The sequence below is a fragment of the Mesorhizobium sp. B2-3-10 genome, from assembly GCF_006442275.1.
In the GTDB taxonomy this organism is placed as follows: Bacteria; Pseudomonadota; Alphaproteobacteria; order Rhizobiales; family Rhizobiaceae; genus Mesorhizobium; species Mesorhizobium australicum.
The window spans coordinates 345,175-368,177 of sequence record NZ_VFVT01000006.1; the positions used below are offsets into that span (position 1 = coordinate 345,175).

The 23,003-nt window shown below is 63.4% G+C and carries 20 protein-coding genes and 1 tRNA gene; 3 read left to right on the top strand and 18 right to left on the bottom strand.

The window, feature by feature from the left end; all coding sequences use genetic code 11:
- The first annotated feature begins 14 nt into the window (after nt 1–14).
- Nucleotides 15–99: transfer RNA gene (locus FJ943_RS19765), tRNA-Leu, on the top strand.
- Between the two features lie 143 nt (nt 100–242).
- A complete protein-coding gene (lipB, locus tag FJ943_RS19770; RefSeq protein WP_140724005.1) occupies nt 243–986 on the top strand; it encodes a lipoyl(octanoyl) transferase LipB in 744 nt (247 codons plus the stop codon).
- 20 nt (nt 987–1,006) lie between these two features.
- Here lipB and FJ943_RS19775 read toward each other — a convergent pair whose 3' ends face one another.
- The 6 genes from FJ943_RS19775 to mce all read right to left on the bottom strand — a co-directional run bounded on the left by FJ943_RS19775 (nt 1,007) and on the right by mce (nt 7,535).
- The gene (locus FJ943_RS19775) at nt 1,007–2,257 is read right to left on the bottom strand and encodes a site-2 protease family protein (RefSeq protein WP_140724008.1); all 1,251 of its coding nucleotides are present in this window, start codon (nt 2,255–2,257) and stop codon (nt 1,007–1,009) included.
- Between the two features lie 648 nt (nt 2,258–2,905).
- Nucleotides 2,906–3,634 carry an ABC transporter ATP-binding protein gene (locus FJ943_RS19780; protein ID WP_181166285.1) on the bottom strand — a complete coding sequence of 243 codons (729 nt, stop codon included), beginning with the start codon at nt 3,632–3,634 and terminating at the stop codon, nt 2,906–2,908.
- Nucleotides 3,586–4,872: a lipoprotein-releasing ABC transporter permease subunit gene (locus tag FJ943_RS19785; protein WP_140724011.1), complete on the bottom strand. Its 1,287-nt coding sequence runs from the start codon at nt 4,870–4,872 to the stop codon at nt 3,586–3,588. The genes FJ943_RS19780 and FJ943_RS19785 overlap by 49 nt, the downstream gene beginning before the upstream one ends.
- Nucleotides 4,869–6,197, bottom strand: coding sequence for a proline--tRNA ligase (gene proS, locus FJ943_RS19790; protein WP_015317358.1), 1,329 nt, complete (start codon nt 6,195–6,197; stop codon nt 4,869–4,871). The genes FJ943_RS19785 and proS overlap by 4 nt, the downstream gene beginning before the upstream one ends.
- 652 nt (nt 6,198–6,849) lie before the next feature.
- Nucleotides 6,850–7,134: a DUF1467 family protein gene (locus tag FJ943_RS19795; protein WP_140724014.1), complete on the bottom strand. Its 285-nt coding sequence runs from the start codon at nt 7,132–7,134 to the stop codon at nt 6,850–6,852.
- On the bottom strand, nt 7,131–7,535 hold the full coding sequence (gene mce / locus FJ943_RS19800) for a methylmalonyl-CoA epimerase (RefSeq protein WP_015317355.1): 405 nt from the start codon (nt 7,533–7,535) through the stop codon (nt 7,131–7,133). The genes FJ943_RS19795 and mce overlap by 4 nt, the downstream gene beginning before the upstream one ends.
- Before the next feature lie 126 nt (nt 7,536–7,661).
- Between mce and FJ943_RS19805 the strand changes: the two genes are divergently transcribed.
- A complete protein-coding gene (locus tag FJ943_RS19805) occupies nt 7,662–8,552 on the top strand; it encodes an MBL fold metallo-hydrolase (RefSeq protein WP_140724017.1) in 891 nt (296 codons plus the stop codon).
- Here FJ943_RS19805 and FJ943_RS19810 read toward each other — a convergent pair.
- The 12 genes from FJ943_RS19810 to nuoF all read right to left on the bottom strand — a co-directional run bounded on the left by FJ943_RS19810 (nt 8,542) and on the right by nuoF (nt 22,997).
- Nucleotides 8,542–10,212: a ribonuclease J gene (locus FJ943_RS19810; RefSeq protein ID WP_140615832.1), complete on the bottom strand. Its 1,671-nt coding sequence runs from the start codon at nt 10,210–10,212 to the stop codon at nt 8,542–8,544. The genes FJ943_RS19805 and FJ943_RS19810 overlap by 11 nt on opposite strands.
- Before the next feature lie 90 nt (nt 10,213–10,302).
- Nucleotides 10,303–11,124: a biotin--[acetyl-CoA-carboxylase] ligase gene (locus FJ943_RS19815; protein WP_140615830.1), complete on the bottom strand. Its 822-nt coding sequence runs from the start codon at nt 11,122–11,124 to the stop codon at nt 10,303–10,305.
- Between the two features lie 4 nt (nt 11,125–11,128).
- Complete coding sequence (gene nuoN / locus FJ943_RS19820) at nt 11,129–12,565, bottom strand: NADH-quinone oxidoreductase subunit NuoN (RefSeq protein WP_015317351.1); 1,437 nt, start codon at nt 12,563–12,565, stop codon at nt 11,129–11,131.
- A 19-nt stretch (nt 12,566–12,584) separates the two neighbouring features.
- Nucleotides 12,585–14,090: an NADH-quinone oxidoreductase subunit M gene (locus tag FJ943_RS19825; RefSeq protein WP_140615827.1), complete on the bottom strand. Its 1,506-nt coding sequence runs from the start codon at nt 14,088–14,090 to the stop codon at nt 12,585–12,587.
- Entirely contained in the window at nt 14,090–16,063 is a 1,974-nt protein-coding gene (gene nuoL, locus FJ943_RS19830; RefSeq protein ID WP_140724020.1) for an NADH-quinone oxidoreductase subunit L, read from the bottom strand. Before nuoL ends, FJ943_RS19825 begins: the two co-directional genes overlap by 1 nt.
- Before the next feature lie 10 nt (nt 16,064–16,073).
- The gene (gene nuoK / locus FJ943_RS19835; protein ID WP_023798863.1) at nt 16,074–16,382 is read right to left on the bottom strand and encodes an NADH-quinone oxidoreductase subunit NuoK; all 309 of its coding nucleotides are present in this window, start codon (nt 16,380–16,382) and stop codon (nt 16,074–16,076) included.
- A 1-nt stretch (nt 16,383) separates the two neighbouring features.
- On the bottom strand, nt 16,384–17,004 hold the full coding sequence (locus FJ943_RS19840) for an NADH-quinone oxidoreductase subunit J (RefSeq protein WP_140724023.1): 621 nt from the start codon (nt 17,002–17,004) through the stop codon (nt 16,384–16,386).
- Nucleotides 17,005–17,239: 235 nt separating this feature from the next.
- On the bottom strand, nt 17,240–17,731 hold the full coding sequence (nuoI, locus tag FJ943_RS19845) for an NADH-quinone oxidoreductase subunit NuoI (protein ID WP_015317346.1): 492 nt from the start codon (nt 17,729–17,731) through the stop codon (nt 17,240–17,242).
- Nucleotides 17,731–18,774 carry an NADH-quinone oxidoreductase subunit NuoH gene (gene nuoH / locus FJ943_RS19850; RefSeq protein WP_015317345.1) on the bottom strand — a complete coding sequence of 348 codons (1,044 nt, stop codon included), beginning with the start codon at nt 18,772–18,774 and terminating at the stop codon, nt 17,731–17,733. Before nuoH ends, nuoI begins: the two co-directional genes overlap by 1 nt.
- A 2-nt stretch (nt 18,775–18,776) precedes the next feature.
- On the bottom strand, nt 18,777–20,858 hold the full coding sequence (nuoG, locus tag FJ943_RS19855) for an NADH-quinone oxidoreductase subunit NuoG (RefSeq protein WP_140724026.1): 2,082 nt from the start codon (nt 20,856–20,858) through the stop codon (nt 18,777–18,779).
- Nucleotides 20,859–20,931: 73 nt separating this feature from the next.
- Nucleotides 20,932–21,627: an NADH-ubiquinone dehydrogenase gene (locus FJ943_RS19860; protein WP_140615821.1), complete on the bottom strand. Its 696-nt coding sequence runs from the start codon at nt 21,625–21,627 to the stop codon at nt 20,932–20,934.
- 65 nt (nt 21,628–21,692) lie between these two features.
- Nucleotides 21,693–22,997, bottom strand: coding sequence for an NADH-quinone oxidoreductase subunit NuoF (nuoF, locus tag FJ943_RS19865; protein WP_140724029.1), 1,305 nt, complete (start codon nt 22,995–22,997; stop codon nt 21,693–21,695).
- Nucleotides 22,998–23,003 lie beyond the last annotated feature (6 nt).

Genomic DNA, 23,003 nt, shown 5'->3' on the forward strand with positions numbered 1-23,003 from the left:
CGGCTCTACCACGTGCGGTCGTGGCGGAATTGGTAGACGCGCAGCGTTGAGGTCGCTGTGGGGCAACCCGTGGAAGTTCGAGTCTTCTCGACCGCACCAAATCATCCTGACGACACAGCTGCGAATTGAACCAGCAAGCACTCATTGTCTTGCCGGCGCGTCGGATGCTCGGCGCCCAAGCGCACGGCGAACTGGACGTTTCCGCCTGATATCGCCATATGGAAGGCGACAAGAGAGACGCCATGCCAGAACGCAGCCAGATTGCCACGTCGTTCCTGCCCTTGCCCGGTTCGGCCCCGGTGGAATGGCTGGTCGAGCCCGGCCTTGTCGCCTATCCCGATGCGCTTGCGTTCATGGAGGCGCGCGCCGAGGCGATCCGCGGCGGGGCTGCCGGCGAAATGGTCTGGCTGGTCGAACATCCGCCGCTCTACACCGCCGGCACCAGCGCCCGCATCGAGGACCTGATCGAACCCGATCGCTTTCCGGTCTTTGCGGCCGGACGCGGCGGCGAATACACTTATCATGGGCCAGGCCAGCGGGTGGCCTATGTCATGCTCGACCTGAAGCGCCGGCGCGAGGACGTGCGCGCCTTCGTCGCGGCGCTCGAACAGTGGATCATCGGCACGCTCGCCGCCTTCAACGTGCGCGGCGAACGCCGCGAGGACCGGGTTGGTGTCTGGGTGGCACGGCCAGATCGCCCTGCTTTGCCCGACGGCTCACCTGCCGAGGAAAAGATCGCGGCAATCGGCATAAGGCTGCGGCGGTGGGTGAGCTTCCATGGCATTGCGATCAATGTCGAGCCGGACCTTTCCCATTTCGGCGGCATCGTGCCCTGCGGCGTCCAGGATCACGGCGTCACCAGCCTTGTCGACCTCGGCCTGCCCCTCGGCATGGCCGATCTGGATCTGGCGCTGAAATCAGCCTTCGAGGATGTTTTTGGTCCCGTGGCGGCTTTGCCGGTCGAGGCTGCCCGCAAGACGGGTTGATCCTTTCGGACCCAACCAACTCAGAGCAACTGCCCTGACGCCCACAACACGCCGCAGCCGTGGATGGCGAACACCGCCAGCAAGGCCCCGGCGATGACCAAACGATCGACAGTGCCGATCGGCTCCAGTTCGTGGCGTGGCTTCACCCCGCTGCCGACGGTGAGCAGGCTGAGAATCGAAAATACCGCACCGGCCGCGAGCAGGAAGCCCAGGGAAAAACCGGCCCGCCAGCCAAGCGCCAGAAAGGCCGAGAGCAGCGAGAAGGATGCCAGCGCCAGGACGACCGGCCCCGGGCAGATCTGGCGCAGCACCTGGCCACCGTCGAATTTCCACACAGGCACCAGATTCGCGATATTGAACAGGGCAGCGCAGCCTGCGAGTGCGGCGAGTAGCGCGGCAGCCGCCTTGTGACCCTCACCGCCGGCAAGCACGCTGGCGGCGATGAGGATCGGCACCAGGAAGGCGGAGAACCCCGCCCCCATCAACGCCACGAAGGCCACTTCGAAACGGCTGTTATAGGGCCGGCCGCCAATGGCGATGCCGCCAAGCAGCGGGATGAAGATCATCCGCGCCCTGTGATGGCCCGTCAGCCGGAACGCCGCCATGTGGCCGAGTTCGTGCAGCGCCACCACCGACGTCAGGATCGCGGCCAGCGCCAGCCCGCCGAGGTGAAGCCCGAAGAACGGCCACAGCATCAATGCCGACAGCACGGCAAAGCCGACCTGGCTCAGCGGATGCTCGAACCAGCCACCCTTGCGATACTGCCCGGTCCTTGCCCAACGCTGCAGCTTGGAGAGCTCGCGGCGCATGGCGAAATAGCGAAACACCAGGAAAGCCACGCCGCGGTACCGGTCGGTCCGGCTGAGCGTCACGCGCGTGCCGCTTCCCTCCGAAACCAGTTCGGCGGTCTCGCCATAGTCCTTCCAGAACGAGCTATCGAGCGCGGTGTCCTCGATCACCCGCATCGAGAAGCGGTTGCCCTCGACGACATCTTCAAACCGCGCCCTGCGCTCTATCGGCTTGCCATCGCGGCCTTCCCAAGACAGCGTGATGCGGGCGACGCCCTCTTCGTCCAGCGGCTGCGCCGACAGGATCTCGCCGGACCAGCCGGCATCGCTGCCGAGCGGCCACAGCGCCTGCCACAGGCGCTGCCGGTCCATCGCCACGATGCGGCTCGACCGGACCGTGCGCAAACCAAGCGGCACGGTCATCAGGAGAAAGATCAGCCCGAGATTGCTGGCCACGAGAATGGCGGTGACGATGGGCGACACCTGGACGTTGCTCCCTGCCTTGGAGGCGCAATCTAACGTCGTGGCGGCAAGAAAAGCTTAACGGCGGGGCGGCATTGGCCATCGAGAAACAGCGACGGCCGACGCCGCCAAATCACATGGCTCCGATCCAGATCGCCATGGAGACAAGAAACGCGCTCATGCAAACCAGCGAGATGACATCCTGAACCAGATCGGTCATAACTCTCTCCTGTTGTTGATATGTTTCTAATTTGTTCTAATTTTGTTCCATTGTCAACCGCTGGGAGGTATGGCCATGGGCGGGGAACTGTGCACGGTTAGCGAAACGTTAATTGGTCGCTAAGGGAGGGAGTTGGAAGCTTGCCAGGGTAGGCTTCAGCCCGGGAAGAACAAATTAGCGAGCGCTTGTATTAAATTTTGGCTGAGCCGAAAATGCCTGGGCCTGAGGCATTGCTGAGCGATCGACATGGGGAAATACGGAGGCGCAAATCAAGGTGAACGCTGGCGAAAGCGTATGCGACAAGGTCGCCGGCGGCGCCTCTCTCGCAATCTCGTAATTTGGTTGGCCATCCTGGCGACGAGCGCGATATCGTCCACTCTGATCGCAATGAGCGCTCACTGGCGGTTCTAAGCTACCCCCGCGCGGTACACGTCGGGTGAGAATCGTCCTTAGAGCGGCACCACCTTGCCGTCGGCCAACGTGACGCGCCGGTCCATGCGCGATGCAAGCTCGTGATTGTGGGTGGCGATCAGCGCCGCGAGGCCCGATTGCCGCACCAGTGCCTCCAGCGCCTCGAACACGTAGGAGGCTGTGACCGGGTCGAGGTTGCCGGTGGGCTCGTCGGCGAGCAGCACCAGCGGCGCATTGGCGACCGCACGCGCGATGGCGACGCGCTGCTGCTCGCCGCCGGAAAGCTCCGACGGCCGGTGCGACGCCCGTTTGCCGATCTGCATGTAGTCGAGCAGTTGCGCCGCTCGCTCGGACGCTTCCTTGCGCGGCAGGCCCTTGATGAGCTGCGGCATCATGATGTTTTCCAGCGCGGAAAACTCCGGCAGCAAATGATGGAACTGATAGACGAAGCCGACATCGTTGCGGCGGATCGAGGTGCGCTCGTCGTCGGACAGCCGGCCACAGGCGCGTCCGGACAGGATCACGTCGCCGGCATCCGGCCGCTCCAACAGCCCGGCCGTATGCAGTAGCGTTGATTTGCCGGTGCCCGACGGGGCCACCAGCGCCACCATTTCACCGCGCCGCAGCGCGAAATCGGCGCCGTTCAGGATGGTGAGCTTGCGCGGCCCCTGGACGTAGTGCCGTTCGACGCTCTTCAGCTCGATAAGGACCTCGGCCACTACTCGTACCTCAAGGCTTCGACCGGATCGAGGCGGGCCGCCCGCCATGCCGGAAACACCGTTGCCAGGAAGGACAGCGCAAGCGCCATGATGATGACATAGGTCGTCTCGCGCGGATCCATCTTGGCCGGCAACTGGCTGAGGAAATAGAGCTCCGGGTTGAACAGCACCTTGCCGGTCATCCAGGAGAAGAACTGGCGGATCGATTCGATGTTGGTGCAGATCACGACGCCGAGCAGCACGCCGGCGAGCGTGCCCGTCACGCCGATCGCCGCCCCAGTCATCAGGAAGATGCGCAGGATGGCGCCGCGCGAGGCGCCCATGGTGCGCAGGATGGCGATGTCATGCCCCTTGTCCTTCACCAGCATGATCAGTCCGGAAATGATGTTGAGCGCCGCCACCAGCACGATCAGCGTCAGGATCATGAACATGACGTTGCGTTCGACCTGCAGAGCCGAAAAGAAGGTCTCGTTGCGCTGGCGCCAGTCGACCATGTCGATCGGCCGCTGCGCCGCCGCTTCCACCTTGGGTTTCAGCGCGTCGACATCGTCGGGATTGTCGACATAGATCTCGATCGTCTGCGCCCGGCCGTCCATGTTGAAGTAGAGCTGCGCTTCGGAGAACGGCATGTAGACTATCGACGTGTCATATTCGGACATGCCGACCTCGAAGATCGCCGCGATCTTGTAGCCCTTCATGCGCGGCGTGGTGCCGAGCGGCGTCACATCCCCGTCCGGCGAGATCAAGGTAATCGTATCGCCGAGCGTCAGGCCGAGATTCTCGGCCATGCGCTTGCCGATGGCGACACCCTCGCCGGTATCGAAATCGGCGAGCGTGCCTTGCTTGATGTTGCTGGCCACGATGGCGATCTTGCCGAGATCCTCACCCCGGATGCCGCGCACCAGCGCGCCGGTGCCGCCGCCGACATTGCCTTGCGCGAGCACCTGGCCGTCGATCAGCGGGATGGCGTATTTGACCCCGGGTACGCCGTTGATGCGCCTGGCGACCTGGGCATAGTCCTCAAGCGGCGAATCGAGCGGCTGCACGATCAGATGGCCGTTGACGCCGAGGATGCGCGTCAAAAGCTCGGCGCGGAATCCGTTCATCACCGCCATGACCACGATCAGCGTGGCGACGCCCAGCATGATGCCGAGAAAAGAGATCGAGGCGATCACCGAGATCACCGTCTCCTTGCGCCGCGAACGCAAATAGCGCCAGGCGACCGTGCGCTCGAAGATGGAAAAAGGGCCGGCGCCCGCCGATCGCGCTGCCGCCACCTCGCTCATGCGGCGGCACCGAAGTGTTTGGCCGCGTCGGCGATCGGCAGCGTCACGCGCTCGCCGGTCTTGCGATTCTTGATCTCGACCTCGCCGGCGGCGACACCGCGCGGCCCGACGATCACTTGCCAGGGCAGGCCGATCAGGTCGGCGGTGGCGAATTTGCCGCCCGGCCGCTGGTCGGTATCGTCGTAGAGCACATCCTTGCCGGCGGCGGTGAAGGCGGCGTTGAGTTCGTCGCAGACGCGATCGCAGTCGGCATCGCCCGCCTTCATGTTGATCAGGCCGATATCGAACGGCGCCACCGCTTCCGGCCAGATGATGCCGTTCTCGTCATGGCTGGCCTCGATGATCGCCGCGACCAGCCGCGACGGGCCGATACCGTAGGAGCCGCCCGAGGCGAAATGATCCTTGCCGTCGGGCCCCGTCACCTTGGCCCCCATCGGCTTGGAATATTTCTCGCCGAAGTGGAAGATATGGCCTACCTCGATGCCGCGCGCCGAGACCCGGTCGCCAGTCGGAACCTTCTCCCAGGCCGCCTCGTCATGCATCTCGTCGGTGGCGGCGTAAGGCGTCGTCCACGTCTTGACGATATCTGCTATCTCGCCGTCATTGGCGAAGTCGGTGTTCGCGCCGGGCACGGCAAGCGACAGGTAATCGCGATGGCAGAAGACCTGGCTTTCACCAGTGTCGGCCAGGATGATGAACTCGTGGCTGAGATCGCCGCCGATCGGACCGGTGTCGGCCCGCATCGGAATGGCCTGCAAGCCCATGCGCGTGAAGGTTCTGAGATAGGACACGAACATCCGGTTATAGGCCGCTCTCGCGCCTTCGAAGTCGAGATCGAAGGAATAGGCGTCCTTCATCAGGAATTCGCGCGAACGCATGACGCCGAAGCGCGGCCGCACCTCGTCACGGAACTTCCACTGTATGTGGTATAGGTTGAGCGGCAAGTCCTTGTAGGATTTGACGTAAGCGCGAAAAATCTCGGTGACCATTTCCTCGTTGGTCGGACCGTAGAGCATGTCGCGATCCTGCCGGTCCTTGATGCGCAGCATCTCCTTGCCGTAGTCGTTGTAACGGCCGCTCTCGCGCCACAGATCGGCCGACTGGATGGTCGGCATCAGGATCTCAAGCGCACCGGCGCGGTTCTGCTCCTCGCGGATGATCTTGCAGACCTTGTCCAGCACCCGTTTGCCCAGCGGCAGCCAGGAAAAACTGCCTTGCCCCTGCTGGCGGATCATGCCGGCGCGCAGCATCAGCCGATGCGAGACGATTTCGGCCTCGCGCGGGTTTTCTTTGAGGATAGGCAGGAAATAGCGCGACAAACGCATGGACAGGTCCGTGAATGAGAATGGCCACGCCAGAATCGGCGCGGCGCAGGCTTGCTTGCCCCGGCTTCATAGCGATTTCATGACCGAATGGAAACCCGGCCGTCCCACCACGTAGGTCCCTTCCGAGCCCGAATCCCTCGCTTCCGGATCGACCCGCGCCGACAATGGAACGCACCGAACCTCTTCGGGTTTGGCCGTCAATTCTTTGCGCGCGTCAATTGCGAACATGCCGCAAAGGCTCTGTCGACCCTGACTGGACGTTTCAAAAGCAAAGCCTGCCGCACTATTGTGCAGTGCAGCACGAGATTGCCCGTTTCAAGGCAAAATTCTTCGTGACATTTTCATTTCCGTTGGGCTAATGTGCCCCGATAACCGAGAGGGCAGAAAAAAATCTGCTCTCCTACGCGGTCAAAGTCTTGGGAGGATGCGATCTAGGCGCGGTTACTCGCTGCCGCCGGATACCGGAAACAGATCGGACGCGTTTAATTGCAAGGCCTTGTGCCTTGCATTTTTTTTGTGCAATCATCTGGTTAGCGCCGCGAATTGGCAGGCTACATGACCTTGCGTCAGCAGCCAGTAGCCGCCGTACAGGGCGGCATCTCAATCCCATCCGCAGCGCTCCGACCTTATCGGAGCACCCTTGCCGCCACGTCTATTTCCCTGGGGTCGGACTGAAATCCGGCACGATGTGCGGGATGTCGTTGAGGCTGTATCCCAGCCCGTGCGTCAGGCCGTAGAACATGCCCATCAGGACCGCCGTTGCGATGGTGGTGCGGATCACGGCACGCAGCATATGCGGCCCGCGCGGCGCGCTCGGCACCGTGCCCAGCGTCACGTCGTGATCGTCGTCCTGCGTTCTGACGCTGAACGGCAGGACGGCAAACAGCACCACCCACCAGGTCGCGAAAAACAGCGCGGTGAACGAGACCCAGCTCATGATTGCTCCAGTTCGATCAGCGTGCCGAAGAAATCCTTCGGATGCAGGAACAGCACCGGCTTGCCGTGCGCGCCTGGTTTGGGATTGCCGTCACCAAGCACCCGGGCGCCGGCGGCCTTGAGCTGGTCGCGCGCGGCCAGGATGTCGTCGACCTCGTAGCAGAGATGATGCATGCCGCCCGACGGGTTCTTCTCGAGGAATGCCGCGATTGGGGAGCCCTCGCCAAGCGGCTCCAGCAACTCGACCTTGGTGTTGCCGACATCGACGAACACCACGGTGACGCCATGCTCCGGCAACGCCTGCGGCTCGGTCACTTCGGCGCCGAGCGTGTTGCGGTAAGCTGCAACGGCGGCGGTCAAATCCGGCACTGCAAGCGCGACATGGTTCAGCCGTCCGAGCATGTCCGAGCTTTTTCTCCCAGGTCCAACGACTGGCGTCATACGTCAAATCAGCCGAGATCAACAGCCTTTCGCGAGGAGCGCACTGTCGCACCTGTTGCGACCGGCAGCCACAAAGTACAAAGGCCAATGTCCGGAATCAGCCCTGCCCGCCCCCGCGTTTTCACCTTCGATCTCGGGTCGTTCAAAATTGCCGCTCTGCTCGATGCCGTCGATGTCAGAGACGGGCTAGCATCGGCCTTCGCGGCCGGACAGCCGCCGGCGGCCGTGCTCGAACTCGCGGTTTCGAACTTCATCGACCAGGATCGCTACGAGCATTGCTTCATCCCGACGCTGATCGATACCGGTTCCGAAAAGATCCTGTTCGACACTGGCTGCGGAGATGAACACAGTTCACTCCTGGAGTGTTTGCAAGCCCTTGGGCTCGGCCCTGATGACATCGATGTGGTGGTCATCACCCACGGGCACCCGGACCACATTGGCGGGCTTGTCCGGAATGGCGCATCCGTTTTCAGCCGCGCACGCCTGGTATTCGGCGCAGCGGAATTCGCGTTCTGGACCGAAGGAAATGCGGTGCGTCCGGCCAGGTTGGCCAATCGTGATCTCTTCAGGCGCATTTGCACCGGCATGGCCGACCGCGCGACGTTCATAGCGCCTGGAGACGAAGTGGTGCCGGGCATCACTGCCATCGACGCGGCCGGTCACTCCGCCGGGCTTTTGGCCTTCCTTGTCGAAAGCGACGGACAGCAATTGCTGATCTGGTCGGACGCTTTCCTGCACTATGTCGTGGCGATCCAGCGTCCGCAATGGCATGCCGATTTCGACGACGACAAGGAAAAGGCGATCGAGACCCGCAAGCGGCTGCTCGGCATGGCTGCCGAGCGGCGCCTGCTCGTCGCCGGCCACCACATGCCGTTTCCGGGTCTGGGCTATGTCGAGCGGACAGACCATTCCTTTCGCTGGATTCCGGTCAGCTATCAGCTGAACATCCGAGCACCCGACGCCTCCGTCACCGGGTGACGAAAACCGTCACCAGCGGTTTCTTGCCCCACGCTTCGTTGGCCGCGCCGCGCACTGCGCGCCGCACCGCCTCCTGCACCAGGTCGAGGTCCTTGCGGCGCTGGCGGGGGATCGAATCGACCGCACCGACGGCCGCATCGATCATCAGGTCCTCGAGCATCTCGCCACGGGCGTCGGTTTCGGCGACGCCAATGGCGACCAGGTCGGGATCGCCGGCCAGCTCGTACTTGTCATCAAGCACGACATTGACCGCGACGTGACCGGCAAAGGACAGCTTGCGCCTGTCGCGAATACCCATCGCCTGATCGGTGCCGATCAGATTGCCGTCCTTGTAGACGCGGCCGAACGGCACCTGGTCGATGATCGTGGCGGGACCGGGAGCGAGCCGCAGCATGTCGCCGTCGCGCACCTGCGCCACCTGGCCGATGCCGGAGGTGGACATCAGCGAGCCCTGCGCCACCAGATGCGCCGCCTCGCCATGCACGGGAACGCCGATTTGCGGACGCACCCATTCATACATCTTGCGCAGTTCGCTGCGGCGGGGGTGGCCAGAGACATGCACCAGCGCATCGCCGTCCTCGATGATCTTGATGCCGAGATCGATGAGGCGGTTCTTGATCTCGAGGATCGCCTTCTCGTTGCCGGGAATGGTGCGCGAGGAAAACACCACCGTGTCGCCCGCCGTCAGCGACACCGACTTCATCTCGTCGCGCGACAGCTTGGCAAGTGCCGCCAACGGCTCGCCCTGGCTGCCGGTGCAGATGATGACCAGGTTCTCGCGCGGGATGAAGCCGAAATCCTCCTCGGCGATGAACTCCGGCAGGCCGTCCATGTAGCCAAGTTCGCCGGCCACATCGATGACGCGCTTCAACGAGCGGCCGAGCACAAGGCACTGGCGGCCGGCATCGCGCGCTGCCCTGGCGATGGAAACGATGCGTCCGACATTGGAGGAGAAGGTGGTGACGGCGACGCGGCCCTTGGCCGCCTGGATGACGCCTTTCAGGCCCTCGCCCACGGCCACTTCCGAAGGCGACTCGCCTTCGCGCAGCGCATTGGTCGAATCGCAGATCAGCGCCAGCACGCCCTTGTCGCCATAGGCGCGGAACCGCGCCTCGTCGGTCTTGGGACCGATCGTCGGCTCCGGATCGATCTTCCAGTCGCCGGTGTGGATGACGGTGCCGGCCGGCGAGGTGATCGCCAGCGACATGGGTTCGGGAATGGAGTGTGCCACCGGAATGGCTTCGATCTCGAAGGGACCGACCGTGAACTTTTCGCCCGCCCGGTAGATCGTCAGCGGGATCTTCGGCGCGCCCTGCTCGCCCTGACGCTTGGCTTCCAGCAGCCCGGCGCTGAACGGCGTCATCCAGACCGGCGCCTTCAGCTTCGGCCAGATGTCGAGCAGCGCGCCGTAATGGTCCTCATGTGCGTGGGTGATGATGATGCCGCGCAGATTGGCGAGGTTCTCCTCTATGAAGCGCGTGTCGGGCAGAATCAGGTCGACGCCCGGATGCGCCGCGTCGGGAAAGGTGACGCCGACATCGATGATGATCCATTCGCGCGCGCTCGGCGGGCCGTAGCCGTAGAGGGCGAAGTTCATGCCGATCTCGCCGACGCCGCCGAGCGGCACGAAGACGAGTTCGGCGTTGTCCGCTTTCGCCATGATTTTTTCCTTCCTGACCCTCGGGCCAAGCCGTTAAAGCATTCCAGCAAGTGCCTACCGGTTTTCCGTCCGGAATGGCTCAAAAACAAATTATATCCGCGCGGACGCCACCGCGCCGAAATGCACATCGCCGGCGGCGACCGTCAGAACAGACCCGTCATCGTCGCGGATCACGAAACGGCAGTCCTCGTCAATGGTCTCGAACACGCCACGCACCACATTACCGTCAATTCTGACAGCAACCTCGCCGCCAAGGCCCGCCGCGCGGGCCAGCCAACGCTTCCTGATGGCGGCAAGGCCACGTCCTTCGTCCCATAGGCGGGCATTCTCGCTCCAGGCATCCGACAGCGCCAGAAACAGCGTTTCGGCATCGCAAGCCGCGCCCAACGCGTGAAGCGATGTCGCGGGATAAGGCAAATCCCGCGGATGCGCCACCACATTGACGCCGATGCCCACCGCCACCGCGAAGCGGCTACCGTCAAGCATCGCCGACTCCAGCAGGATGCCGGCCAGCTTGGCGCCGGAGGCGAGCACATCGTTTGGCCATTTCAGCTCGAAACGGTTCTGTCCCTGGCTCGCTCCGTCGAGGCCTATCGCGATGCGGCCCTTCGGCACCACCGCGTCGAGCGCGTCGGCCAGCGCCAGCCCCGCGACGAAGCCGAGCGTCGCGGCAAGGCGCAATTCGCCGCCGGTGATGAGGAGCAGCGTCGCCGCCAGATTGCCTTCCGGCGTTGCCCAGGCACGGCCACGCCGGCCGCGCCCGCTTTCCTGCTTCTTGGAAACGACCCAGAGCTTGCCCGGATCGCCCGCCCGGGCATGGTCTAGCGCCAGCGCGTTGGTGGAGCCGACACTGTCATGCGCTTCGAGCCGGAACCCTTCCGACGCCGAGGTTGGAGCCAGCCGAAATGCCATCCCGTCAGAAAAATGTCTTGGCGGCGGCTTCGGCATAGGTCCCGATCGGCCCGCCGATCAGCACGTAGAACAGCACGAAGGCGCCACTGACGCCGAGCACGACACGCAACTCGCTGGCCATCGGCACAAAGCCGCCGACCGGCTCATCGAACCACATGATCTTGATGATGCGCAGGTAGTAGTAAGCGCCCACCACGGAAGCGAGCACGCCGATGATTGCCAGCGCATAAAGGTTGGCGTTGATGGCGGCGAGGAAGACGTACCACTTCCCCCAGAAGCCGGCGAGCGGCGGAATGCCGGCCAGCGAGAACATCAGGATGGTCAGGATCGTCGCCATGATGGGGTTGGTCGACGAGAGGCCGGCGAGATCGCTGATCTGCTCGACATTGCCTTCCTTGCGCCGCATGGCAAGGATGAAGGCGAACGTGCCGAGCGTCATCACCAGGTAGATCAGCATGTAGATGGCGACGCCGCGCACGCCGGCCTGGCTGTTGGCGGCAAGGCCGACCAGCGCGTAGCCCATATGGCCGATCGAGGAATAGGCCATCAGCCGCTTGATGTTGGTCTGGCCGATCGCGGCGAAGGAGCCAAGCGCCATCGAGGCGATCGAGATGAAGACGATGATCTGCTGCCAGTCGGAGGCGATCGGCTTGAACGCACCCATGGTGACGCGCACGATCAGCGCCATCGCCGCCATTTTCGGCGCTGCCGCCAGGAAGGCCGTCACCGGTGTCGGTGCGCCCTCATAGACGTCTGGCGTCCACATGTGGAACGGCACCGCCGATATCTTGAAGGCAAGCCCGGCCAGCACGAAGACGAGACCGACGACAAGGCCAAGCTGGCGCTCGCCGCCGCCCAGCGCCGTGGCGATCTCCTGGAAGCCGGTGTTCCCGGTATAGCCGTAGACCAGGCTGATGCCGTAGAGCAGCATGCCCGACGACAGCGCGCCGAGGACGAAATATTTCAGGCCGGCTTCTGTCGAACGCAAATTGTCGCGATTGATCGCCGCCAGCACATAGATCGCTAGCGACTGCAGTTCGAGGCCGAGATAGAGCCCGATCATGCCGTTGGCCGAGATCATCAGCATCATGCCGAGCGTGCAAAGCAGGATCAGCACCGGATATTCGAACTTGTCGAAACGTTCCGCCTTGGCAAAGCGCATCGACATGATCAGCGTCACCGCCGAGCCGATCAGCGCCAGCACCTTCATGAAGCGGGCGAAGGAATCCTGAATGAAGGCATTGCCATAGGCGCTGCCCTGCCCTGCGTGGAAGATCAGCCAGGCGCCTGCGATCACCAGCACGGCGACGGCAAGGCCGGTCACGGTATTGGCGGTGTTGGAACGCGAATAGGCCCCGACCATCAGCAGCGCGAGCGCGCCGATGGCAAGGATCAGCTCGGGCGTCGAGAGCGACAGGCTGGAGAGAAGGTCCGGCGTCATGGTTCGCAAAACCCCTGGGTCAGTTCGCCGCCGCGGTCTGCGCGGCGCCGATGGATGCGGTGACATTGGTAACGAGCGACTTGACCGACTGGGCCGTCGCGTCGAAGACGGGTGCGGGATAGACGCCGAAGAAGATGACCAGCACGACCAGCGGATAGATGATCGCCTTCTCACGGGTCGACAGGTCGAGCAGCCCCTTCAGGCTGTCCTTGGTCAGCGCGCCGAAGATCACCCGGCGGTAGAGCCAAAGCGCATAGGCCGCCGACAGAATGACGCCGGTGGCGGCGAAGAACGCCACCCAGGTGTTGACCCGGAACACGCCAAGCATGGTCAGGAACTCGCCGACGAAGCCTGACGTGCCCGGCAGGCCGACATTGGCCATGGTGAAGATCAGGAACACGGTCGCGTATTTCGGCATGTTGTTGACGAGACCGCCATAGGCGGCGATCTCGCGGGTGTGCATGCGGTCATAGATGACTCCGACGCACAGGAACAGCGCGCCCGACACCAGACCGTGGCTGAGCATCTGGAAGATAGCGCCCTGCACGCCTTCCTGGTTCATGGCAAAGATGCCCATGGTGACGAAGCCCATATGGGCGACCGACGAATAGGCGATCAGCTTCTTCATGTCCTCCTGCATCAGCGCCACCAGCGAGGTGTAGATGATGGCGACGACCGACAGCGTGAACACCAGCGGCGCGAACATTTCGGAGGCCAGCGGGAACATCGGCAAGGAGAAGCGCAGGAAGCCGTATCCGCCCATTTTCAGCAGGATGCCGGCCAGGATGACCGAGCCCGCCGTCGGTGCCTCGACGTGGGCGTCGGGCAGCCAGGTGTGCACCGGCCACATCGGCATCTTCACCGCGAAGGAGGCGAAGAAGGCAAGCCACAGCCAGGTCTGCATGTTGGCCGGGAAGCTGTGCGTCAGAAGCGTCGGGATGTCGGTGGTGCCGGACTGGAAGAACATCGCCATGATGGCGAGCAGCATCAGCACCGAGCCGGCCAGCGTATAGAGGAAGAACTTGAACGAGGCGTAGACGCGCCGCTTGCCGCCCCATACGCCGATGATGATGAACATCGGGATCAGGCCGGCTTCGAAGAAGACGTAGAACAGCACGATGTCCAGCGCGCAGAACACGCCGATCATCAGCGTTTCCAGAAGCAGGAAGGCGATCATGTAGGCCTTGACGCGCTTCTCGATCGCTTCCCACGACGCCAGGATGCAAAGCGGCATCAGGAAGGTCGTCAGGATGACGAACAGCATGGAAATGCCGTCGACGCCCATATGGTAGGAAATGCCGGAATCGAGCCAGGCGACCTTTTCGACAAACTGGAACCCGGCCTGCGAATTGTCAAAGCCGGTCCAGATCAACAGCGACACCAGGAAGGTGAATGCCGTGGTTATGAACGCGATGGCGCGGATGTTGCGCCGCGCGTTTTCGCTGTCATCGTTGATGAACAGGATCAGCAGCACACCAACCAGAGGCAGGAAGGTGACCAGCGAGAGGATTGGCCAGGCGGTCATCAGAGCATCATCCAGGTGACGAGTGCGGCAACGCCGATCAGCATGGCGAAGGCGTAGTGGTAGAGATAGCCGGTCTGCAGCTTGACGACGCGGTTGGTGACGTCGACGACGCGCGCCGAAATGCCGTCAGGCCCGAGCCCATCGATGATGGTCCCATCACCGGTCTTCCACAGGAAGTGACCGAGACGCTTGGCCGGGCGAACGAACAGGAAGTCGTAAAGCTCGTCGAAATACCACTTGTTGAGCAGGAAGGCGTACAGCCCGCGATGCTGGGCGGCCAGATTGACCGGCATCTCCGGCGAGCGGATGTAGAACTTCCAGGCCAGAGCGAAACCGATCAGCATGGCGATGAAGGGCGAGAGCTCCACCCACAGCGGCAATTCGTGGATCTCGTGCAGGATATGGTTGTCCGGCAGCGTGAACAGCGACGCCTTCCAGAACTCGGCATAGCCTTCGCCGATAAAGGAATTGTGGAAGATGACACCGGCAAACAGCGCCCCAGCCGCCAGCACGAACAGCGGCACCAGCATCACCGGCGGCGATTCATGGACGTGGTGCATCACCTCGTGGCTCGCCCGCGGCTTGCCATGGAAGGTCATGAAGATCAGCCGCCAGGAATAGAAGGAGGTGAAGCAGGCGGCGATGACCAGCAGGATGAAAGCCAGGCCGGCGACCGAATTGTGGCCAGCGAAGGAGGCCTCGATGATGGCGTCCTTGGAGAAGAAGCCGGCGGTGCCGATGACGGTCACCGGAATGCCGACGCCGGTCAGCGCCAGCGTGCCGATCACCATCATCCAGTAGGTGGTCGGGATCAGCGTCCTCAGGCCACCCATCTTGCGCATGTCCTGCTCGTCGGAGACCGCGTGGATGACCGAGCCGGAACCGAGGAACAGCAGCGCCTTGAAGAAGGCGTGCGTGAACAAATGGAAGATCGCCGCGCCATAGGCGCCGACGCCGAGCGCCACGAACATGTAGCCGAGCTGCGAGCAGGTCGAATAGGCGATGACGCGCTTGATGTCGTTCTGGACCAGGCCGACAGTCGCCGCGAAGAAGGCGGTGAAGGCGCCGATGAAGGTGACCACCGTCAGCGCCGAGTGCGACAATTCGAACAGCGGCGAAAGCCGCGCCAGCATGAACACGCCGGCCGTCACCATGGTGGCGGCATGGATCAGCGCCGACACCGGGGTCGGGCCCTCCATGGCGTCCGGCAGCCAGGTGTGCAGGGGCACCTGCGCCGACTTGCCCATGGCACCCATGAACAGCAGCAGGCAGACGACGGTCATTGCCGCCTGCTTGTCGAGCGCATGGCCGAGGAAGGTGAGTACGGCGGCACCCTGCGGCGCGCCTTCGACCGGGATGAACGTCGTCGCATTGGCAAAGATCGTGCCGAGATTGACCGAGCCGAACAGCACGAAGACGCCGAAAATGCCGAGCGCAAAACCGAAATCGCCGACGCGGTTGACGACGAAGGCCTTTATTGCCGCGGCATTGGCCGACGGCTTCTTGTACCAGAAGCCGATCAGCAGGTAGGACGCGAGGCCCACCCCTTCCCAGCCGAAGAACATCTGCACGAGGTTGTCAGCCGTGACCAGCATCAGCATGGCGAAGGTGAACAGCGACAGATAGGCGAAGAAGCGCGGCCGGTTCGGATCGTGGTGCATGTAGCCGATCGAATAGATGTGAACCAGCGCCGACACGGTGTTGACCACCACCAGCATCACCACCGTCAGCGTGTCGATCCTGAGCGCCCAGGAGACGTCCAGCCCGCCGGACTGGATCCAGTGCAGCACCGGCACTGTGAACACCTCGCCATGGCCGAAGCCGACGGAAAAGAAGGCGACCCACGACAGCACGGCCGCAATCACCAGCAAGCCGGAGGTGATGTATTCGGATGCCTTGGCACCGAGCGCATTGCCGAACAGGCCGACGATCAGGAAGCCGAGCAGCGGAAGGAAGACGATCGCTTGATACATAGTCGCCCCGTCAACCCTTCATCATGTTCACGTCTTCGACCGCGATCGAGCCGCGGTTGCGGAAGAAGACGACGAGAATGGCAAGCCCGATGGCGGCTTCAGCCGCCGCGACCGTCAGCACGAACAGCGCGAACACCTGGCCGACCAGATCGCCGAGCGCCGCCGAAAAGGCGACGAAATTGATGTTGACCGCCAGCAGGATCAGCTCGATCGACATTAGGATGACGATGATGTTGCGGCGGTTGAGGAAGATGCCGAACACGCCGAGCGTGAACAGGATCGCCGATACGGTCAGATAATGTGCGATGCCGACGACCATCTCAGACTCCTTCGCCCGACTTGACCTTGCGGACTTCCATGCCGGTCGCCGCGGTGCGGCCGACCTGGGCTGCGATCGACTGCCGCTTGACCCCTTCCTTGTGGCGCAGCGTCAAGACGATGGCGCCGATCATGGCGACCAGCAGGATGAGGCCCGAAATCTGGAAGTAGTAGAGGTAGTCGGTATAGAGGATGTCGCCGAGCGCCGCCGTGTTCGATCGCGCGGCGAGATCCGGGATGGGCTTTGCGACTGTCGAGGCGAGCTTCGGCGCGAAGGTGTAGCCGCCCAGCACCACGATCAGCTCCGCCGCCAGGATCAGCCCGACCAGCGCGCCGATCGGCGCGTATTGCAGGGCGCCGCTCTTCAATTCGGCGAAATCGACGTCGAGCATCATGACGACGAACAGGAACAGCACCAGGACCGCGCCGACATAGACGACGAGCAGGATCATCGCCAGGAACTCGGCGCCGGTCAGCATGAACAGGCCGGCGGCGTTGAAGAAGGTCAGGATCAGGAACAGCACCGAATGCACGGGGTTGCGCGACGAAATGACCATGAACGCCGACGCCACGGCGACAAAGGCGAAGAGGTAGAAGAAGGCCGCCTCTAGTCCACTCAGCATTGGGGATCCCCCGGGTTCCTGTCCAAACAGGACGCTCGTCCTGTTTGATGTTTGCGACCGCCTCCGGTCGGCAAGTTTCGTTGTGTCCTATCGCATGTTCCGATCGGGTTGAAATACCCGATCAAAAGAAACATGCGACACTTTTGTCTTCCGGAGGATGATCTTGTCCGAAAAGTCCGCAACTTTCGGGATCATCCCCTGGACGAGGCCCCTCGCCCCGTCCATGCGTCAGATGTCAGCGATAGGGCGAGTCCAGTGAGATGTTGCGCGCCAGTTCGCGCTCCCACCGGTCGCCATTCGCCAGCAGCCTGTCCTTGTCGTAGTAGAGTTCCTCGCGCGTTTCCGTCGCGAATTCGAAATTCGGCCCCTCGACGATGGCGTCGACCGGGCAGGCTTCCTGGCAGAAGCCGCAATAGATGCACTTCACCATGTCGATATCGTAACGCACCGTGCGGCGCGTGCCGTCATTGCGGCGAGGGCCGGCCTCGATGGTGATCGCCTGCGCCGGGCAGATCGCCTCGCACAATTTGCAGGCGATGCAGCGTTCCTCGCCATTGGGATAGCGGCGCAACGCATGCTCGCCGCGAAAGCGCGGGCTGATCGGGCCCTTCTCGTGCGGATAGTTGATCGTCTCCTTCGGCGCGAAGAACTGGCGCATCGACAGGAAGAAGGCGCTGACGAAATCCTGCAGCAGCAGCGATTTTGCGGCCTGGGACAAAGCGGACATCACGCAAACCCCGTGATCTTGAGGAAGGCGGCGGTGGCGACCACCATGAACAGCGAGATCGGCAGGAACACTTTCCAGCCCAGCCGCATCAGCTGGTCGTAGCGGTAGCGCGGCACAAAGGCCTTCACCATCGAGATGCCGAAGAACACGAAACAGACCTTCAGCACGAACCAGATGACGCCGGGCACCCAGGTGAAGGGCGCGAAGTCGAAGGGAGGCAGCCAGCCGCCGAGGAACAGGATGGTGGCCAGCGCGCACATCAGCACGATCGCGACATACTCGCCGAGGAAGAACAAAAGGAACGGCGTCGACGAATATTCGACCATGTGGCCGGCGACCAGCTCCGATTCGGCTTCGACCAGATCGAAGGGCGGACGGTTGGTCTCCGCCAACGCCGAGATGAAGAAGATGACGAACATCGGGAACAGCGCCAGCCAGTTCCAGTCGAGGAACGTGTTGGGCAGGCCGAGCCGCGTACCAAGCCCACCCTGCTGCGACAGCACGATATCGCTGAGGTTGAGCGAGCCGGCGGTGAGCAGCACGGTGACGATGACGAAGCCGATCGAAACTTCGTATGACACCATCTGCGCCGCCGAACGCAACGCGCCAAGGAAAGGATATTTCGAGTTGGACGCCCAGCCGCCCATGATCACGCCATAGACCTCGAGCGAGGAGATGGCGAAGACATAGAGGATGCCGACATTGACGTTGGCGATCGCCCAACCCTGGCTGACCGGTATGACGGCCCAGGCCGAGATCGCCAGCACGGCGGAGACAAGTGGCGCCAGCAGGAAGACGCCCTTGTTGGCGCCCGACGGGATGACCGGTTCCTTGAAGACGAATTTCAGCAGGTCGGCGAAGGCCTGCAGCGTGCCCCAGGGGCCGACGACATTCGGGCCACGGCGAAGCTGCACCGCCGCCCAGATCTTGCGGTCGGCATAAAGGATGTAGGCGACGAAGATCAGCAGCACCACGATCAGCACGACTGACTTCAAGAGGATCAGCAGCGCCGGCAGCACGTAGAAGGAGAAGAAGGTGTCCATGCTTATTCCGCCGCCTGCTTGAAGCCGCTCTTGGCCAGTGCCGAGCATTCAGCCATCACGGCCGATGCGCGCGCGATCGGGTTGGTCAGGTAGAAATCCTTGACCGGCGAGGTGAAGGTTCCCTTGTTCAACCGCCCGCCGAGCTTCGCCACGCCGGCGATATCCTCGGCGTTGCCGGCCGCGACCTGGTCGATGCGGGCCAGATGCGGGTATTCGCCATAGAGCTTTGCGCGCAGCTGCGGCAGCGAATCGAACGGCAGTTTCTTGCCCAGTACGTCGGACAGCGCCCGCAAGATCGCCCAATCCTCGCGCGCGTCGCCCGGCGCGAAGCCAGCGCGGTTGGTCTGCTGCACGCGCCCTTCGGTGTTGACGTAGGTGCCGGACTTTTCGGTATAGGCAGCCGCCGGCAGGATGACATTGGCGCGATGCGCGCCGGCGTCGCCGTGCGTGCCGACATAGACGACGAAGGCGCCGCCGGTCTTGCTCATATCGATCTCGTCGGCGCCGAGCAGGAACAGGACATCCGTCTCGCCCAGCATGCCGGCGACGTTCTTGCCGCCCTCGCCCGGCACGAAGCCGAGGTCCAGGCCGCCGACGCGCGCCGCTGCGGTGTGCAGCACGGCAAAGCCATTCCAGTCGGCGCGTGCGGCATTCACGGCGGCGGCGAGCCTGGCCGCTTGGCCGAGCACGGCCGCGCCATCGGCGCGCGCCAGAGCGCCCTGACCGACGATAATAAGGGGATGCGTCGCCTTCTTCAGCGTCTGGAAGAACTTGCCGTTGCCGTCCGCCAGATCCTTCAGCGAATCCGGCCCGGCGCCCAATTGTTCGTAGTCATAGCGCGTGTCGCCGACATCGCCGATGACACCGACCGGCAGATTGCCGAGGCGCCAGCGCTTGCGGATGCGGGCGTTGAGCACCGAGGCCTCGAAGCGCGGATTGGCCCCGATGATCACCACCGCGTCGGCCTGCTCGATGCCTTCGATGGTCGGGTTGAAGATATAGCTGGCGCGTCCGAGTGCCGGATCGAGCGTCGCGCCATCCTGGCGGCAGTCGGTGTTCTTCGAACCGAGCGAGGCCATCAGGAGCTTCAGCGCGTAGATTTCCTCAACCGCCGCGAGATCGCCCGCGATGGCGCCGATCTTGTCGGGGGCCGCCGCCGAAACCGCGCCCTTGATCGCCGCGAACGCTTCGGCCCAGCTCGCCGGAACCAGCCTGCCGTCCTTGCGCACATAGGGGCGATCGAGGCGCTGCGTGCGCAGGCCGTCCCAGATGAAGCGGGTCTTGTCGGAAATCCATTCCTCGTTCACGGCTTCGTTGACGCGCGGCAGGATGCGCATCACTTCGCGCCCACGGCTATCGACGCGGATCGCCGAGCCGACGGCATCCATCACGTCGATGGATTCGGTCTTGGTCAGCTCCCACGGCCGCGCCTGGAAGGCGAAGGGCTTGGAGGTCAGCGCGCCGACCGGGCAGAGATCGATCACGTTGCCCTGCAACTCCGAGGTCATTGCCTGTTCGAGATAGGTGGTGATCTCGGCATCCTCGCCGCGGCCGATCAGGCCGAGTTCGGAAATGCCGGCAACTTCGGTGGTGAAGCGGACGCAGCGCGTGCAGTGGATGCAGCGGTTCATCACTGTCTTGACCAGCGGGCCGATATACTTGTCTTCCACCGCGCGCTTGTTCTCGTGGTAGCGCGAGGAATCGACGCCGAAGGCCATCGCCTGGTCCTGCAGGTCGCACTCGCCGCCCTGGTCGCAGATCGGGCAGTCCAGCGGATGGTTGATCAGCAGGAATTCCATCACGCCTTCCCGGGCCTTCTTGACCATCGGCGTGTTGGTGAAGATTTCCGGCGGCTCGCCGTTCGGGCCGGGGCGCAGGTCGCGCACGCCCATGGCGCAGGAGGCCTGCGGCTTGGGCGGCCCGCCCTTCACCTCGATCAGGCACATGCGGCAATTGCCGGCGATCGACAGCCGCTCATGGAAGCAGAAGCGCGGCACTTCCGCGCCCGCGTCCTCGGCCGCCTGCAGCAGCGTGTAATGGTCGGGTACAGTGATTTCTTTCCCGTCGACCTTGAGCTTTGCCATTCGCCTCAAACCCCTGCGGATTTCCCGCAATCTCATTTTCCGGGCGCGACAGACGCAGCGCCCGAGATTTCATTCACTTCTTCGCGGCCAGCGCCGCCGCCTGGGCAGTCCAGTCGTCACGGCCGATGCGGCCCTTGAACGACAGATAATCGTCGACCCAGGCAATCTCTTGCGGCGACCATGCGGCGATCTGGGCAAACGTCCAGATACCGAGGCCGTTCAGCACCTTTTCCAGCTTCGGGCCGATGCCCGATATAGCCTTGAGGTCGGACGGCCTCGTCGGCTTCTCCATGGCCTTGGGCTGCCTGAAATCTTCCGGCAGCAGCACATCCGCCGCCTCGCTTGTTGCCGGAGCGGCATTGGCGGCCGGCGCGGTGGTGGCGGCTTCCCTGGCTGCGATATCGGTGACTTCCTGGGCGAAGGACTGCGCCTCGGCAATCATCGTCTTCGCGGTCGCCCGCGCCCTGATGGACGACGAGTTCGCATCCTCGAATTGCTCGACGCGTGCCTCGAAATCCTCGATCAGCGGCTGCATGAGGCGTTGTGATGCCTCGGCGGCCCCCGAAAGCGCGCCCATCCAGACGCCGAACGCATGATTGGCGAGCCCCATGCCAAGCGCCGACATCGCCGCCGCACCCGCGACAGGGTGCGCGAAAAGGTTGACGGCGCTGGCCATCTCCTTCGGCATCATCCTGGTCAGGTCCTGGTTCATCTTCTCGATCTGGTCCAAATTGGGCATCAATGGGTAGGGTGTCGAATACGGCGCCATAGAGTTCTCCTGGTCGTTTCTTCGTTCGCCCCGCCCCGTTTCTTCCCGCGTTCAAAAGTTTCTTGTTATTCCGCCGCCACCATCACCGGTTCGGCCCGGTGCGCGTTGCGCGAAAACTCGTCGATGCGCCGCTCCACCTCGCCGCGGAAATGCCGCATCAGGCCCTGGATCGGCCATGCCGCCGCATCGCCCAGCGCGCAGATCGTGTGGCCTTCGACCTGCTTGGTGACATCGAGCAGCATGTCGATCTCGCGCTTCTGAGCCTCGCCGCGCACCAGCCGCTCCATCACCCGCCACATCCAGCCGGTGCCCTCGCGGCACGGCGTGCACTGGCCGCAGCTTTCATGCTTGTAGAAGTAGGAAAGCCGCGCGATTGCCTTCACGACATCGGTCGACTTGTCCATGACGATGACGGCGGCCGTGCCGAGGCCGGACTTGAGATCGCGCAGCGCGTCGAAATCCATCGGCGTATCGATGATCTGCTCCGCCGGCACCAGCGGCACCGAGGCGCCGCCCGGAATGACGGCGAGCAGATTGTCCCAGCCGCCGCGGATGCCGCCGCAATGGGTTTCGATCAGCTCGCGGAACGGGATCGACATCGCCTCTTCGACGGTGCACGGATTGTTGACGTGGCCGGAAACGCAGAACAGCTTGGTGCCGAGATTGTTGGGCCGGCCGAAGGACGAGAACCAGGCAGCCCCCCGGCGCAGGATGGTCGGCGCCACCGCGATCGATTCGACATTGTTGACAGTGGTCGGGCAGCCATAGAGGCCGACATTGGCCGGGAATGGCGGCTTCAGCCGGGGCTGGCCCTTCTTGCCTTCGAGGCTTTCCAGCAGCGCCGTTTCCTCGCCGCAGATATAGGCGCCGGCGCCGTGATGCATGTAGATTTCAAAATCGTAGCCCGACGTGTTGTTCTTGCCGATCAGCTTGGCCTCGTAGGCCTCCTCGATCGCCCGCTGGAGCGCCTCGCGCTCGCGGATGAACTCGCCGCGCACATAGATGTAGGCGGCAATCGCGCCCATGGCGAAGCCGGCCAGGAACGCGCCCTCGACCAGCGTGTGCGGATCGTTGCGCAGGATGTCGCGGTCCTTGCAGGTGCCGGGCTCGGATTCGTCGGCGTTGATGACGAGATAGCTCGGCCGGCCGTCGCTCTGCTTGGGCATGAACGACCATTTCAGCCCGGTCGGGAAGCCGGCGCCGCCGCGTCCGCGCAGTCCCGACGCCTTCATCTCGTTGACGATCCACTCACGCCCCTTGGCGACGATGCCGGGCGTGTTGTCCCAGGCGCCGCGCGCCATGGCGCCGGCCAGCGACTTGTCGAAGAGGCCGTATATGTTGGTAAAGATGCGGTCTTTGTCCTGAAGCATTTTTCG

Coding starts and splice junctions, on each gene's coding strand:
- lipB (WP_140724005.1), top strand. CDS start 243: ATGCCAGAACGCAGCCAGATTGCCACGTCGTTCCTGCCCTTGCCCGGT.
- FJ943_RS19780 (WP_181166285.1), bottom strand. CDS start 3,634: ATGGCGGGCGGCCCGCCTCGATCCGGTCGAAGCCTTGAGGTACGAGTA.
- FJ943_RS19785 (WP_140724011.1), bottom strand. CDS start 4,872: ATGAGCGAGGTGGCGGCAGCGCGATCGGCGGGCGCCGGCCCTTTTTCC.
- proS (WP_015317358.1), bottom strand. CDS start 6,197: ATGCGTTTGTCGCGCTATTTCCTGCCTATCCTCAAAGAAAACCCGCGC.
- FJ943_RS19795 (WP_140724014.1), bottom strand. CDS start 7,134: ATGAGCTGGGTCTCGTTCACCGCGCTGTTTTTCGCGACCTGGTGGGTG.
- mce (WP_015317355.1), bottom strand. CDS start 7,535: ATGCTCGGACGGCTGAACCATGTCGCGCTTGCAGTGCCGGATTTGACC.
- FJ943_RS19805 (WP_140724017.1), top strand. CDS start 7,662: ATGTCCGGAATCAGCCCTGCCCGCCCCCGCGTTTTCACCTTCGATCTC.
- FJ943_RS19810 (WP_140615832.1), bottom strand. CDS start 10,212: ATGGCGAAAGCGGACAACGCCGAACTCGTCTTCGTGCCGCTCGGCGGC.
- FJ943_RS19815 (WP_140615830.1), bottom strand. CDS start 11,124: ATGGCATTTCGGCTGGCTCCAACCTCGGCGTCGGAAGGGTTCCGGCTC.
- nuoN (WP_015317351.1), bottom strand. CDS start 12,565: ATGACGCCGGACCTTCTCTCCAGCCTGTCGCTCTCGACGCCCGAGCTG.
- FJ943_RS19825 (WP_140615827.1), bottom strand. CDS start 14,090: ATGACCGCCTGGCCAATCCTCTCGCTGGTCACCTTCCTGCCTCTGGTT.
- nuoL (WP_140724020.1), bottom strand. CDS start 16,063: ATGTATCAAGCGATCGTCTTCCTTCCGCTGCTCGGCTTCCTGATCGTC.
- nuoK (WP_023798863.1), bottom strand. CDS start 16,382: ATGGTCGTCGGCATCGCACATTATCTGACCGTATCGGCGATCCTGTTC.
- FJ943_RS19840 (WP_140724023.1), bottom strand. CDS start 17,004: ATGCTGAGTGGACTAGAGGCGGCCTTCTTCTACCTCTTCGCCTTTGTC.
- nuoI (WP_015317346.1), bottom strand. CDS start 17,731: ATGTCCGCTTTGTCCCAGGCCGCAAAATCGCTGCTGCTGCAGGATTTC.
- nuoH (WP_015317345.1), bottom strand. CDS start 18,774: ATGGACACCTTCTTCTCCTTCTACGTGCTGCCGGCGCTGCTGATCCTC.
- nuoG (WP_140724026.1), bottom strand. CDS start 20,858: ATGGCAAAGCTCAAGGTCGACGGGAAAGAAATCACTGTACCCGACCAT.
- FJ943_RS19860 (WP_140615821.1), bottom strand. CDS start 21,627: ATGGCGCCGTATTCGACACCCTACCCATTGATGCCCAATTTGGACCAG.
- nuoF (WP_140724029.1), bottom strand. CDS start 22,997: ATGCTTCAGGACAAAGACCGCATCTTTACCAACATATACGGCCTCTTC.